Source organism: Aequorivita vitellina (genome assembly GCF_022008365.1).
Taxonomy (GTDB): domain Bacteria; phylum Bacteroidota; class Bacteroidia; order Flavobacteriales; family Flavobacteriaceae; genus Aequorivita; species Aequorivita vitellina.
The window spans coordinates 54,274-68,455 of record NZ_JAIRBA010000011.1 but is presented as its reverse complement, the minus strand read 5'-3'; the positions used below and the strand labels follow the sequence as shown (position 1 = coordinate 68,455).

Here is a 14,182-nt window from a genome sequence, read left to right as displayed (position 1 = left end):
ATTTTATGAAGAAAATGTATTTTTTGAAGGGAATGCTTTTGGTATTTCTGGCATTTCAATTTTACTCCTGTGAAAACGAGCCCCTTACAGGAGAATTTGTTGAGGAAGAACAAAATGAAGCAGAAGAAGGACAATTTAAAGCCCAAATTGAAGGTCAAGAATATATAGCAAATTCTGTTTCTGCAACACTTACTACCGATAACCAATTGGTAATAACGGGTTCTAAATCTGGCGGCGAAAACATAACCCTAGCCATTGTTGATGCAGCGGTAGGCTCGTTTAACTTAACATATGGTGGCGCAAATCAAAACTCAGGTTCGTATTTTGACGGTTCCATAAACTTGCTTCCCTATATTTCTGCAGAAGCTTTGGGAGGTTATGGCCTTATGGATATTACTGCTTTAGATACCAGTGCGCAAACCGTTACAGGTACTTTTAGCTTTGTGGGAACACGTATTAAAGTAGATGGTGATGGCAATCCAATTTTAGATGCAAATGGCGATCCCGTGTTAGAGCAAATTTCAATAACTGCTGGTGCATTTAACGAAATACCTTATGTTTTAGACGATACCGGCGGTGGCGGAACAGGTGGTGGCGATCCAAATAATGAATTTTTTGCCAAGGTAGATGATGTTGATTTTGTGGCAGAAACCCTTACGGTTACAGAACCTATGATTGGCGACGTACATATGATTAAAATTGAAGCCAAAAGTGCTGCAGGGGAACAATTACGTTTAGACATTCCACGATCGCTTGGCGTAGGTACTTTTAATATGGTTCGAATTTCAGACGGAACAAACCTAATTGCACTGTATAACGATGGTGCGGGCGGCGAAAATTTAACATCCAATCCCGGAACAATTACCATTACAGAATTTGATTTAGAAGCTGGAGTATTAGAAGCAACCTTTGCTTTTACCGGTACCGATCCGTTAAACCAAGCTCCCGAAGTAGTTGAAGTTACCGAAGGCAGTTTTACTGTTTATTTTGAAGGGGTGCCAGGTGCCAATAATTTGTTTAAAGCGAATGTTGACGGCGCTGCCTTTAATCCTGATGAATTTATTATTACTACAGACATTTTCAACCAGTATCCTACCATTACACTTACGGCAACTATGGATGGGCAAAGAATGAAACTTACTTTTCCTGCAACAGTAACTGAAGGTACTTTTGAAATGAGCACCGAAGTAATTGAAGGCGATGAAATAGTTGGATTTTACACTCCTATTGTTGGAACATCAATTACGTATGTTTCAAATCCCGGAACTATTGTAATTACTAATTACGACGTCGATAACGGTATAATTGAAGGAACTTTCAATTTTAGCGCTGTAGATGCAACGGGACAGGACCCAACAGTTTATCAAATAACTGCTGGTGAATTTTTAGCTGTGCTTCCGTAAATAGAAAATTAATCACATAAATGGCCATTTTTAGTCTTTCTAAAAATGGCTTTTTGTTTTTAATATTTCTTAGTAGTACGTATCCTATTTCGATTGTTTTCTAACTTTCAGAAATCATCAATAAAATTACTTATATCCGCTTCGGTAATAACTGGCATAACTCTTGAATTATAATAGAAAAGGCACTTCAAAACAGTTGAAATACAGTGCTTTTTTATTAATAAATACTTAAAAATTAAAAACTAGTACATTGTGGCTACTACATTTGTGACACAATGTCTTAAACATATTTATGGGCAATTCAAAACTTACATCAATAGACAAGTTGTCATTTCAGGATTTAAAGGAAGATGCAGAATTCATTCCGTTAATGTCTGCCGAAGATGAAGATGCAATGAGCAAAGAAGATCTTCCAGATATTCTTCCTATTTTACCTTTGCGAAATACGGTCTTGTTCCCCGGAGTCGTTATTCCTATTACCGCAGGGCGCGATAAATCTATAAAGCTTATTAATGAAACCAATAAAGGAAACAAGGTAATAGGCGTGGTTTCGCAAAAGGACGAAAACGAGGAGGAACCCGGACTTGGCGATATAAATACCATTGGCACCGTTGCGCAAATTCTGCGTGTTTTAAAAATGCCCGATGGCAATACTACGGTTATTATTCAGGGTAAAAAGCGCTTTGAGGTATCTGAAGTAATTACAACCGAACCTTATATTACCGCTACAATTAGCGAAGTGGCCGAAGCGCGCCCCGAAAACGAAAGCGAAGAATTTACAGCAATAATAGATTCTATAAAAGAAATGGCGCTAAAGATCATAAAAGAAAGCCCGAATATTCCTTCGGAAGCGGCCTTTGCTATCAAAAATATTGAAAGCTCTAGTTTTCTGATAAACTTTGTTTCTTCAAATTTAAATATTGAAGTGGAACAAAAACAGGCACTTTTAGAAATAAACAATCTAAAAGATCGCGCCTTGGAAACGCTTCGGTATATGAATATGGAAATTCAGAAGTTATCGCTTCGCAATGATATTCAGTCTAAAGTACAAAGTGATATCAACCAACAACAACGCGAGTATTTTCTTCAACAACAAATGAAAACCATTCAACAAGAGTTGGGCGGGTCTTCAATGGAAGAAGAAATAGAAGAGATGCGCGAGCGCTCCAAAGCGAAAAAATGGAGTAAAGAAGTTGAAAAGCATTTTCAGAAAGAGCTTGCAAAAATGCAACGTATGAATCCGCAGGTTGCCGAATTCAGTATTCAACGCAACTATTTAGATTTACTTTTAGACCTCCCGTGGAATAAATACAGCAAAGATAAATTTGATTTAAAACGCGCCCGAAAAATCTTGGATCGCGATCATTACGGGCTTGACGATGTAAAGAAGCGCATTATAGAATACTTGGCTGTTTTAAAACTTCGGAACGATATGAAATCGCCTATACTATGTCTTTACGGTCCTCCGGGAGTTGGAAAAACTTCGCTTGGAAAATCTGTTGCCGAAGCTTTGGGTAGAAAATATGTGCGTATGAGCTTAGGTGGTTTACGCGACGAAGCTGAAATACGCGGACATAGAAAAACATACATTGGCGCGATGCCCGGACGTATTGTGCAGAGCATTAAAAAGGCAGAAACCAGTAATCCGGTTTTTGTGTTGGATGAAATAGATAAAATTTCTGTTAGCAATCAGGGCGATCCATCTTCGGCAATGTTAGAGGTGTTGGACCCTGAACAAAACCACGCTTTTTACGATAATTTTTTAGAACTAGGTTACGACCTTTCTAAGGTTATGTTTATTGCAACTTCAAACAGTTTAAGCACCATTCAACCTGCTTTGCGCGATAGAATGGAAATTATAAATGTAACTGGTTATACGATTGAAGAAAAAGTAGAAATTGCAAAACGCCATTTACTTCCGAAGCAATTGAAAGAACACGGAATGGATAGCAAAGCATTAAAAATAGCCAAGCCGCAACTCGAAAAAATTGTGGAAGGATATACGCGCGAAAGCGGCGTGCGTGGTTTGGAGAAGCAAATTGCAAAAATGGTTCGTTATGCTGCGATGAAAATTGCCATGCAAGAGGACTATAACGTAAAAATAACCAATGAAATTATTGTTGAAGTTTTGGGAGCTCCCAAAATGGAACGCGATAAATATGAAAACAACGAAGTAGCCGGTGTGGTTACCGGACTTGCTTGGACTAAAGTTGGAGGTGACATACTCTTTATTGAATCTGCGCTTTCCAAAGGAAAAGGAACTTTAAATATGACCGGAAACCTTGGAAAAGTAATGAAAGAATCTGCCACCATAGCTCTAGAATACATTAAATCTAATGCCGATAAACTAGGAATAGATCCTGAAGTTTTCGAGAAATATAACGTTCACATTCACGTGCCAGAAGGAGCAACCCCTAAAGATGGACCAAGTGCGGGAATAACGATGCTTACTTCGCTTGTGTCGCTTTTCACCCAAAGAAAGGTGAAGAAATCGATCGCGATGACTGGTGAAATTACGCTCCGCGGAAAAGTTCTGCCTGTAGGAGGTATTAAGGAAAAAATTCTGGCAGCAAAGCGTGCGCGAATCACCGAAATACTACTTTGCGAAGATAATAAAAGGGATATTGACGAAATAAAGCCAGAGTATTTAAAAGGACTCACTTTTCATTATGTGAAAGAAATGAGCGATGTGCTAGATCTGGCACTAACTAAAGAGAAAGTGAAAGACGCCAAAACCCTTTAGATTATTTTATAATAATGAAAGGCTAAGGTATAAGTGATTTGTATTTATACTTTAGCCTTTTTTTTAATTCGGTAGCAAAAAACCGTTGCATTTTTATTAATTCCATTTAAAAAACGTCGTGATTTCACCGTCATATTGTAGATTATTCATAGATGTTTCTTTCCTTTGCGAAAATAAATTATACTTACCTTCGTTAAGTTTTTAGTTACGGTAACACGCGTCTATGTCCCAAAAAGTTTTCTTACTTTTTTCTCTGTTTATATCTCAGCTATTGACGGCACAGGTAGGAGGTAGGGCAACGTATCAATTTCTAAACTTAGTGAATAGTCCACGCATGGCTGCGCTTGGCGGAAAAGTAGTTACTAACTATGATTATGACCCTACCCAAGCCCTGTTTAACCCCGCTAGTATTAATTGGGCAATGGACAACCAGCTATCACTTAACTATACCAATTATATTGGCGACGTAAATTACGGAACGGCTGCTTACGCCTATTTATGGGATAGACGCACACAAGTGCTGCACACCGGAATTACCTATGTAAACTACGGAAAATTTGATGGTTACGACGAAGCCGGAAACCCAACAAGCAGTTTCAGTGGCAGCGAGGTGGCGCTTTCCATGGGGCACGCCAGAAACATTGCCTTTACCAATTTTCACGTTGGAATAAACGTCAAGCTTATTTCCTCAACTTTAGAGAACTACGGTTCATTCGGAGGCGCTATAGATGTAGGAGTTATGTACGTTTACGAAGCATGGGACTTACACATTACAGGAGTTGCCAGAAACTTAGGAACGCAGTTTACGCCCTACCACGAAACCTACGAACCATTGCCGTTTGAGCTTATCTTCGGAATTTCACAGACATTAGAAAATGTACCTATACGTTGGCATTTCACTTTAGAAAATATGCAACAATGGAACGTCGCTTTTTCAAATCCATCGAGAGAAGAAACCGATTTGGAAGGAAATGTTACCAAAGAAAACATTAATTTTATAGATAATACTTTTAGACACGCCATTGTGGGAATTGAACTTTTCCCAGAAAGCGGTTTCAATATTCGTTTGGGTTATAATTTTAGACGGGGGGAAGAACTTCGCATTGAAGAAAAACGGGCTTTTGCAGGCTTAAGTGCCGGTTTTGGAATTAAATTGAATAAAATGCGATTGAGCTACTCCTACTCAAAATACAGTACTGCAGCTTCATCAAGCTTTTTTGGGTTAAATATAGATTTTCAATAATGAAAAAAATTACCATTGCTATAGACGGGTATTCCTCGACGGGAAAAAGTACGGTAGCCAAACAACTGGCCGATTATTTAGGATATGTTTATGTTGATAGCGGTGCTATGTACCGGGCTGTCACACTTTACGCTATGCAACAAGGAATAATCTCAGATAACCATTTTGATGTTGAAAAATTAAAAGAATCACTTCCGTCAATTCATCTGCGATTTTTAAAAGAAGCTGCTTGGAATAAAGCACACATTTTTTTAAACGGGAAAGATGTAGAAGACAAGATTAGAAACTTGGAAGTTTCAGAATTTGTAAGTCCCATTGCGACTATTCACGAAGTACGCGTAAAGTTGGTCGCCCAACAGCAAAAAATGGGACTGGAAAAAGGCGTTGTAATGGACGGACGAGATATTGGCACGGTGGTTTTTCCGAATGCCGAATTAAAAATTTTTATGAATGCTTCTGCGAAAGAACGCGCCCAACGTAGATACCAGGAATTGGTAGCTCGTGGCGACGATATTCAATTTAACGATGTTTTAAAGAATATTGAAGAACGGGACTATATAGATACTACACGCGACGATTCGCCGCTGCGTAAAGCATCTGATGCTATTGAAATTGATAATTCAGATATGAACTTGGAAGACCAATTTCACACCGTACTTCAATTAGCTAAAGACCGAATAGCCGGCCGTATTTAAGGTTGGTTGTTACTTTCACTTTTCTATCTGCAGAAAGTTTCCTAAACTTGTATTTTTCTAATCCAGAAATTAATCTATGGCTACATTCTTTCAAGAGTTTAAAAACTTTGCAATAAAAGGCAATATGATAGACATGGCGGTGGGAATCGTCATTGGTACCGCCTTTAATAATGTAATTAGCACTATTGTAAAAAAAGTGGTAATGCCCCCACTATCTATGCTTACAGATGGTGTTAAGCTTTCTGATAAAAAATATGTACTGCGTACTGCCTCAGACACCGCAGCCGAAGTTGCAGTGGGTTACGGTGAACTTCTGGAAGCATTAATTGACTTTTTTATTATTGCTTTTACAATATTTGTGGTTATTAAATTCATTAATCGCTTCAAGAAAAAATCTGAAGATCCTCATGACAAAACGGTAGAAACGCCTAAGAATATTCAGCTTTTATCAAATATTGAAAAATTGATGGAAGAACAAAATACAATTTTAAAAAGTAAAGACACCTTGTAAAAATAGCACTCAGAAAGTTATTATAAAAAAAATATTTTTTAGTAACTTTAGAGATGCTGACAGCCAAACTCAATTCATTTTACAAGAGGTACAAAATTGTCATCTTTTCGCTCGTTTTATTTTTCTTCTTTACGGCGATAAGTGTTGTTAGCTACTACCGAGTTATCAATGAACAAAAGCAATTCAAGCTCAGGCAACTAGAAATTGTTGGCAGCCTTACTTACCAAGATTTTAAAAAGATTATTTATCACAATATTCATTCTCTCGAAGGGTTACGCGACCGAATTGTAGAGAGTAATGGAAATTTCAAAACCTTTATTAAACCTGATTCAGAACGCATTTTAAAACAAAACCAGTCAATCAAGTTTGTTTTTTTTATTGATAGTACCGGGGTTATAAATTTTATAAATCCTTTAGAACCCAACAGGAAGGCGCTAAACTTAGATATTAAAAAATTATCGTACCGGTATCCAGATTGGTTTGCAAATTCTAAAGACACGTTAACAAATATAACCTCGTGGTTAGACCTAACACAAAGTGGCAAGGCATTTTTAGTAGATGTACCTGTTTATTATAACAATGCTTTTCAAGGCACTGTCTCGGCAGGGATGGATTTTAAAAGCCAATTTGATAATATTAGTTCTAAACAAAACATTTTCAGTATATTAATAAAAGACAATACGGGTAAAACTTTTTATAGTTACAACGAACCTAATCCAGCTATTTTTAAAAAAAACCAAGTCTACGTTAAAAAACTGAGGCCATTTTCTAACCGATCGAGTAGCACGTGGAATTTTGAGTTTATGTACGACTCTAAAAGTGAACTAAAAGCCACCCCACTGCAAAATTTTATTCTCGCACTTAGCATTTTTGTTTCATTTTTAATTGGGTTGCTGTATTATTTCTATATGCTAGACAAATACCAGTTAAAAAAGGATAAGGCAGTAAACCAACGTCTTAACACCCTTAATGAAGAATTGAAAAAGGAGCGGCTTAAAGCCGAAGAAGCTTCAATAGCCAAAACTCAGTTCCTTTCGCATATGAGCCATGAAATAAGAACCCCGTTAAGTGCTATTCTTAGTATTTCTGAAATATTAGAGGGTAAGAAGCTTTTAGCAAGCGAGAAAGAATTTTTAAAACTAATGCAAAACTCTTCGCGAACTTTATTGAATCTAGTTAACAATATTCTTCACATAGATAAAATAGAATCTGGTAAAATAGAATTGACAAAAGAAACTTTCAATCCGTTTATCACACTTAAACACATTGTAGAAATATACACACAAGCAGCCAAAATTAAAGGCCTACAGCTAACTACTAATTTTGCCGATATTGAAGATACCAAAGTTGTAATGGGCGATATTTCACGTACCGAGCAAATTTTTACAAATTTAATAAGCAATGCTGTAAAATTTACAGATGTAGGCGCCATAACTGTTTATTATGAGGAAAAGGAAGTGAATGGCCAACTTCAAATTAATTTTCGAATCACTGATACAGGTGTAGGAATAGATCCGTCGCAGTTAGAAGTTATTTTTGAACGATTTAAACAACTCGATTTTGGCATTACAAAAAAACACCAGGGAAGTGGTTTGGGCCTTGCCATTACTAAAATGCTGGTTGAGTTAATGGGGGGCACCATTCATGTAAAAAGCAAATTAGGAGAAGGAGCAACGTTTAAAGTTTTTCTGAAATTTCCAACGGTCGATCCTCAAAATAAAAAGGTAAGTAGAAAGAAATTTAGAAACTTAGGTCACTTAAATGTCTTGATTGTAGACGATAATCTTTTAAACTGTAGGATTTTGGAAAAAATTCTGTCCAAAAAAAGTATTAAACCAGATATTGCTAAAGATGGCGACGAAGCTTTGCTAAAATGCGTTTCAAAACAATACGACCTCATATTTATGGACGTACACATGCCCGGCAAAGATGGGTTTGAAATTGTTCAACATTTAAGAAAGATAGGGAATAAAGCCATCATTTTGGGTTTTTCGGCAGATGCTACCAAAGAAGCAATTGAACGTGGCATTAAAGCGGGTATGAACGATTATCTAACAAAACCTATAGAACAAGAAACCCTTTTTGCTATTTTGGGAAAATACTTTTTTTAAAGCTATTTTAAATTTTGGCTACCACCCAATTAATGGGGACTAGTAAATTAAATTTTAAAGTTTAAGAAGGAAATGACAAGTCGTGCTATTTAGCTCTTTTGGCAGTAGCTTTACTTTTTTTAACCTTCCCAACTTCACTGAATTCAAATGTATATTCATCTTTACTAGTGGTTAAAATTTTAATAAGAATTGCCTTCTTTTCAGCCTGATTTTTTGGATTTATTTTTGTTAGTACGTATTCGCAATCGTTTATCCATCTAATTGAAGACGAATCGGTCTTTCCTTGATAGTAATCTACCTCTATAGAGTCATTTCGAGTGATAGTAGTTGTAAATACTTCGGTGCCTGAGAGGGCTTCAAATTCAAATGTTCCAGTTTTAAAATCGCTACAATTACGTTCAGATTCGTAACAACCGCTAAACAAAAAACAACCGAATAAAAATAAAAGAATTCGCATAATCAATTTTTATGCGAATTTCCGAAAAATTACTGTAAACGACTCAGTTTTGGTAAACATTAAAGCTTCCATCTTTATAAAAGATCACGATTTTATCAATCTGTTTTTGATTTTCGGTTCTGTGCTCCATTTTCACTTGTTGCCTTATTGTTTCGTTTGAGAAAAGATCGATTGGTTTTTTTTCTGAGACAGTCGATTTTTTAGTTACATTTTCCTTTACATCATTTTGCGATGGAGTAGGGAAATTTCCTTTTCCAAATAGCAACCAATCCATATCTACCTCGGGAAATTTTTCATAAAGTTTCATTACAAACTCTAAACTTGGTTTGTTTCTTCCAGACAATAAATGTGAAATGGTGGAGCGGTTAAAATCAATTTCTTCGGCAAATGCAGCCGCAGTGAGACTGTAATATTGCAGAATTTTTTCGAGTCTTTTTGTAAATTGCGCGCTGTTTACCATTGTAACACTATTTAAGAAGATTTGATGGTTACAAATGTAATTTATAATTAATGAACCGCAAAAACAAATCATATATAATCAAATTATGCTTATAATCTAACTTTAATTAATGTGCTTTATCTAACTGAAAATAAATTTATTGAAGTTGATTTAACGCATTGGTCTATTCTTGATGTTTTAGATTGGAAAAAACCGCGTTATCGGGTTTACGCCTGTAATCAAAACACACGTATTCGTTCGGTTACAATTGTAAACAAGCCATTGTTTAACTTTGTAAACTATTATTTTAGATATGAAAATAGCGCATTGGTATAAAGATTATTTTGAATCGCGAATAAGTGGCAGGTATGTTTTTTTAGATACTATATATCCGCTGCTAAACGATTATAAGTTGAATTTTGAATTAACCGTGGTAGGTCATTCCGAATTGGGTGAAGACATTCCCATGCTTAAAATTGGGAATGGAAAAAAAATTGTTTTGGGTTGGTCTCAAATGCACGGAAATGAATCAACAACAACAAAAGCTATTTTCGATTTTATAAAATTTATTAATCAAAAAGATTACTTTCAATCAGAGATAAATCAATTTTTAAAAGATTATTCATTTTATGTGTTGCCAATGCTTAATCCAGATGGCGCCCGCAATTATACGCGCCATAATGCAAATAATATTGATTTAAATCGCGATGCACAAACTTTATCGCAGCGGGAGAGTCAAATCTTGCGTCGCGTTGTTGATGCAGTTAAACCATCTTTATGCCTCAACCTACACGATCAACGTTCCATTTACGGCTTTAAAAATGGCAAACCTGCAACAGTTTCATTTCTTTCGCCTGCAGCGAATAAAAATAGAACTTTAACTGAAGCTAGAATAGTAGCTATGCGGCATATTGTTGCAATAAATAAAACCTTGCAAACCTATATTCCGGGCCAAGTGGGGAGGTACGACGATAGTTTTAATCCGGCCTGTGTTGGCGACACTTTTCAGATGGAAGGTATTCCTACGATTTTATTTGAAGCGGGACACACAAAGCAAGATTATCAACGCGAAAAAACAAGGGAATATATATTCTACGCCTTATTATCGGTTTTTGATATAGTGGGACCTAAGGCTAGTACAGTAACCCACGCAGCTTATTTTGACATTCCAGAAAATCTTAAAAATTATAAAGATCTTATTTTAAGGAATGTAAAATTAGACCAATATAATAAACCCGTTTCGGTTGCAATACAATATCGGGAAGTGTTAAAAGATGATCGTATTAATTTTGAGCCATATATAGATGAAATAGGAAGTTTAAAAAATTACTTCGGCTATATTGAAAAGAATGTAAACGGAGCTGAAATTTTAACAAATCTTCAAGGAAATTTAACAGTTGGCGAGAATATTACAAAAATAAGAGACAAATCGAATGAATCGATAATCTTTTTTCATAAAAACAATTCTTTTTTAAATTAAAACTTCATAGTTTTGCAAAAAATTAGAAAACATGCCAAAATTTAAATTAGACGACACAGACCACAAAATTCTAGACCTATTAATTGACAATACCAGAATCCCCTTTACTGATATTGCTAAAAAATTAGAAATTTCCGCCGGAACCATTCACGTACGGGTTAAAAAAATGGAAGAAGCTGGTATTATTACCGGTTCTTCACTTCAAGTAGATTATAAAAAACTTGGATATGCTTTTATTGCTTACGTGGGAGTTTTTATTTTTAAAACATCGCAAACGCAATTTGTTTTAGAACGCATTAGTGAAATTCCATTTGTAACCGTAGCCCACGTAACTACCGGGAAATTCAATATTTTCTGTAAAATACGGGCTCGCGATACTGCACATGCTAAAGATGTTATTTATCAAATAGATGATATTGAAGGTGTTAGCCGTACCGAAACAATGATTTCTATGGAAGAGAGTATTAACGACAAAAAGAGGTTGTTACATTCTATTTTTAAAGAAATATAATTACAAAACGTTTTATTTATATTAAAACCTTTGCACAACCGCAAAGGTTTTTTTTATCTTTAAAAGAAAACTATGAAGCGTTCCGAAATTGCTCCTTCAGATTATAATTCATACTATCAAAAGTATATCGATTTAGTGCCTGATGCGCCATTAACGCAGGCATTGCAACAGGGGTTGTTAGAGACGGAATCTTTTTTTAAAGATTTACCTTCAGAAAAATGGGATTACCGTTATCAGAACAACAAATGGACACCCAAAGACATCCTGCAACATATAATAGACACCGAACGTGTTTTTACTTATAGAGCTCTGTATTTTGCACGTATCGATGCGGCAAGTTTAGAGGGATTCGACGAAAACATTTTTGCCGAAAATGCAATGGCGAACAGTAAATCACCCGAATTGCTTTTGCAGGAATATACTGTTGTTCGCAAAGCCAGTGTTGTTTTATTTAAAAGTTTTAGTGATGCCCAATTAAAACGAAATGGAATGGCCAACAATAGCCCTATGTCTGTGGTTGCCGCAGGATATATAATTTGTGGCCACGAAATTCATCATCGTAATATTATAATTGAACGTTATTTATAAATGAGATTTCTTAAACTTTTAAAAGCCACGTATTTAAGTTGGGATAAAAACGACCCTTGGGCAAAGAGCGCTGTAATTGCTTATTATGCTTTATTTTCATTGCCTTCATTATTAATTATAACCGTTCATTTTGCGGGTGTGTTTTTTGGCCGGGAAGCCGTAGAAGGAAGAATTACCAGCGAAATAAGCGGACTAATAGGAAAGGGTAGTGCCGAACTCGTTCAGGCCATGATTGTAAACTCTGCCCTCTCGGAAAACTCCGTGCTTTTTATCATTTTTGGGGTTGGGGTTCTTATATTTGGTGCCACGGGTGTATTTTTCCAACTTCAAAAAGCGTTAAACGATATTTGGAGCGTTCGCGCTAAAAAAAATACCTTTATTGATACTTTAAAACGACGGGCAATATCCTTCGGAATGGTTTTGGCAATAGGTCTTTTGCTGCTTATCTCCTTAGTAGTTACAAGTGCGATTAATGCCTTAAGCGACTTAATAGGAAGCTATTACACCGATCTATCTTCGCAAGTGGTGCAAATTTTAAATTTTGTTTTTTCACAAATAATCATTACTGCGTTGTTTGCTACAATTTTTACCCTGCTTCCCGATGTTAAAATAAAATGGAAAACCAATTTAATTGGTGCATTTATGACTGCGTTGTTATTTTTGGCTGGAAAGTATTTAATTGGCTTTTATTTTGCTACATCAGACCCGGCTTCGGTTTACGGCGCTGCAGGAAGCTTGGTACTTATATTATTATGGGTGTATTACACTTGCCTTATATTGTTTTTTGGTGCTGAATTTACTGTTAATTGGGCGCTTTTAAAAAATATAAAAATAGAGCCTTCCAGCAACGCAACCCTTTCATACGAAAGGGAAATGGAAGCACTTCGTGAATATAAACGAAAAGTTGAAGCAGATAAAAATAAAGCTGAAGCCTTAACTCGTAATTCTGAGTCTTAATAGTTGTTAACAAAGATTAATAAAACATTAATAGCGCAAAATTGATAAGTTGGCTTTACTAAGGTATATTCGTTTTAAAATGATTGTTTAACAAAAAAAAATGAATATGAAAGAGAGAATTGCAATTTTAGCGACAGATGGATTTGAAGAATCTGAATTGAAATCACCAAAAGAAGCCATGGAAGATGCTGGATTTGAGGTGGATATTATAAGTGAAAAATCTGGAACAATAAAAAGCTGGGCAGACGGAAACTGGAGTAATAATTACAATGTAGATTATACGCTCGATGGGGTAGCAGCAGAAAACTATAACGCTTTGGTAGTGCCTGGAGGGGTGATAAATCCCGATAAACTAAGAAGAAACGACAAAGCTTTGCGATTTGTGCAACATTTCTTTGAGCAGAAAAAACCTGTGGCAGCAATATGCCATGGACCGCAAATTTTAATTTCGGCCAAGGTGGTAGAAGGAAGAAAAATGACTTCTTTTAACTCAATTAAAGACGATTTAATTAATGCTGGTGCCAATTGGGTAGATGAAGAAGTGGTTGTGGATGAAGGGTTTGTAACTAGTAGAAATCCGGATGATTTGCCAGCTTTCAATTCTAAATTAATTGAAGAGATTAAAGAAGGAAAGCACCAACATCAACACGCCTAATTACAGGGTAAATTATTTTAAATAAAAAAAGAGGCTTTCGAGCCTCTTTTTTATTTGGAATAAATTTATTCCTCTTCGTCTTTTAATTTTCTTTCCGGAATTTCACTAATCGGTTCGTTAAAATCGGCATCTTCATAATCATCTTCATCAAAATTAGCCATTGAAATTTCCAAACGAGAGCTCACTTTAACCAGATAAATAGCATCCTCGGTTTTAACTTCCACGGCTTCAACTGTTTCATTTTTAGCATTTTTGAAAGTTATAACGTGGTCGTCATCGTATCCGTCTGGATATTTATCTACTAATAAGGAAAGTATTTCGGGAGTTAGCTTTCTATAATCTACAATAATTCGCTTCATTTTAATATTCAATCTTTAATTTGTGGTTAT

The 14,182-nt window shown here is 35.8% G+C and carries 15 protein-coding genes; 12 read left to right on the top strand and 3 right to left on the bottom strand.

All coding sequences use genetic code 11. The annotated features are described in order from the left end of the window. The first annotated feature begins 5 nt into the window (after positions 1–5). The 6 genes from K8089_RS07565 to K8089_RS07540 all read left to right on the top strand — a co-directional run bounded on the left by K8089_RS07565 (position 6) and on the right by K8089_RS07540 (position 8,706). A complete protein-coding gene (locus tag K8089_RS07565) occupies positions 6–1,403 on the top strand; it encodes a DUF6252 family protein (RefSeq protein WP_237602668.1) in 1,398 nt (465 codons plus the stop codon). Between the two features lie 292 nt (positions 1,404–1,695). Next, complete coding sequence (gene lon, locus K8089_RS07560) at positions 1,696–4,146, top strand: endopeptidase La (RefSeq protein ID WP_237602667.1); 2,451 nt, start codon at positions 1,696–1,698, stop codon at positions 4,144–4,146. A 223-nt stretch (positions 4,147–4,369) separates the two neighbouring features. After that, on the top strand, positions 4,370–5,389 hold the full coding sequence (porQ, locus tag K8089_RS07555) for a type IX secretion system protein PorQ (protein ID WP_237602666.1): 1,020 nt from the start codon (positions 4,370–4,372) through the stop codon (positions 5,387–5,389). Then, positions 5,389–6,084 carry a (d)CMP kinase gene (gene cmk / locus K8089_RS07550; RefSeq protein ID WP_237602665.1) on the top strand — a complete coding sequence of 232 codons (696 nt, stop codon included), beginning with the start codon at positions 5,389–5,391 and terminating at the stop codon, positions 6,082–6,084. The genes porQ and cmk overlap by 1 nt, the downstream gene beginning before the upstream one ends. A 76-nt stretch (positions 6,085–6,160) precedes the next feature. Continuing rightward, entirely contained in the window at positions 6,161–6,595 is a 435-nt protein-coding gene (gene mscL, locus K8089_RS07545) for a large-conductance mechanosensitive channel protein MscL (RefSeq protein ID WP_237602664.1), read from the top strand. A 53-nt stretch (positions 6,596–6,648) separates the two neighbouring features. Next, positions 6,649–8,706 carry an ATP-binding protein gene (locus K8089_RS07540; RefSeq protein ID WP_237602663.1) on the top strand — a complete coding sequence of 686 codons (2,058 nt, stop codon included), beginning with the start codon at positions 6,649–6,651 and terminating at the stop codon, positions 8,704–8,706. A gap of 85 nt (positions 8,707–8,791) precedes the next feature. Here K8089_RS07540 and K8089_RS07535 read toward each other — a convergent pair whose 3' ends face one another. Together K8089_RS07535 and K8089_RS07530 are read right to left on the bottom strand one after the other, a co-directional pair. After that, a complete protein-coding gene (locus K8089_RS07535) occupies positions 8,792–9,163 on the bottom strand; it encodes a PH domain-containing protein (protein WP_237602662.1) in 372 nt (123 codons plus the stop codon). 43 nt (positions 9,164–9,206) lie between these two features. Continuing rightward, entirely contained in the window at positions 9,207–9,623 is a 417-nt protein-coding gene (locus K8089_RS07530) for a helix-turn-helix transcriptional regulator (protein WP_237602661.1), read from the bottom strand. 111 nt (positions 9,624–9,734) lie between these two features. Here K8089_RS07530 and K8089_RS07525 point away from each other — a divergent pair, with 111 nt between their 5' ends. The 6 genes from K8089_RS07525 to K8089_RS07500 all read left to right on the top strand — a co-directional run bounded on the left by K8089_RS07525 (position 9,735) and on the right by K8089_RS07500 (position 13,793). Continuing rightward, positions 9,735–9,938 carry a hypothetical protein gene (locus K8089_RS07525; RefSeq protein WP_237602660.1) on the top strand — a complete coding sequence of 68 codons (204 nt, stop codon included), beginning with the start codon at positions 9,735–9,737 and terminating at the stop codon, positions 9,936–9,938. After that, the gene (locus K8089_RS07520; protein ID WP_237602659.1) at positions 9,916–11,082 is read left to right on the top strand and encodes a M14 family zinc carboxypeptidase; all 1,167 of its coding nucleotides are present in this window, start codon (positions 9,916–9,918) and stop codon (positions 11,080–11,082) included. Before K8089_RS07525 ends, K8089_RS07520 begins: the two co-directional genes overlap by 23 nt. A gap of 31 nt (positions 11,083–11,113) precedes the next feature. Beyond that, entirely contained in the window at positions 11,114–11,593 is a 480-nt protein-coding gene (locus tag K8089_RS07515; protein ID WP_237602658.1) for an Lrp/AsnC family transcriptional regulator, read from the top strand. A 72-nt stretch (positions 11,594–11,665) separates the two neighbouring features. Then, positions 11,666–12,181, top strand: coding sequence for a DinB family protein (locus tag K8089_RS07510; protein WP_237602657.1), 516 nt, complete (start codon positions 11,666–11,668; stop codon positions 12,179–12,181). Then, positions 12,182–13,138: a YihY/virulence factor BrkB family protein gene (locus K8089_RS07505; RefSeq protein ID WP_237602656.1), complete on the top strand. Its 957-nt coding sequence runs from the start codon at positions 12,182–12,184 to the stop codon at positions 13,136–13,138. A 106-nt stretch (positions 13,139–13,244) separates the two neighbouring features. Next, the gene (locus K8089_RS07500; protein ID WP_237602655.1) at positions 13,245–13,793 is read left to right on the top strand and encodes a type 1 glutamine amidotransferase domain-containing protein; all 549 of its coding nucleotides are present in this window, start codon (positions 13,245–13,247) and stop codon (positions 13,791–13,793) included. Between the two features lie 65 nt (positions 13,794–13,858). Here the strand turns inward: K8089_RS07500 and K8089_RS07495 are convergent, their stop codons facing one another. Then, positions 13,859–14,152 (bottom strand): hypothetical protein, encoded by a 294-nt coding sequence (locus K8089_RS07495; RefSeq protein WP_237602654.1) that lies wholly within the window; start codon positions 14,150–14,152, stop codon positions 13,859–13,861. Between the last annotated feature and the right edge of the window lie 30 nt (positions 14,153–14,182).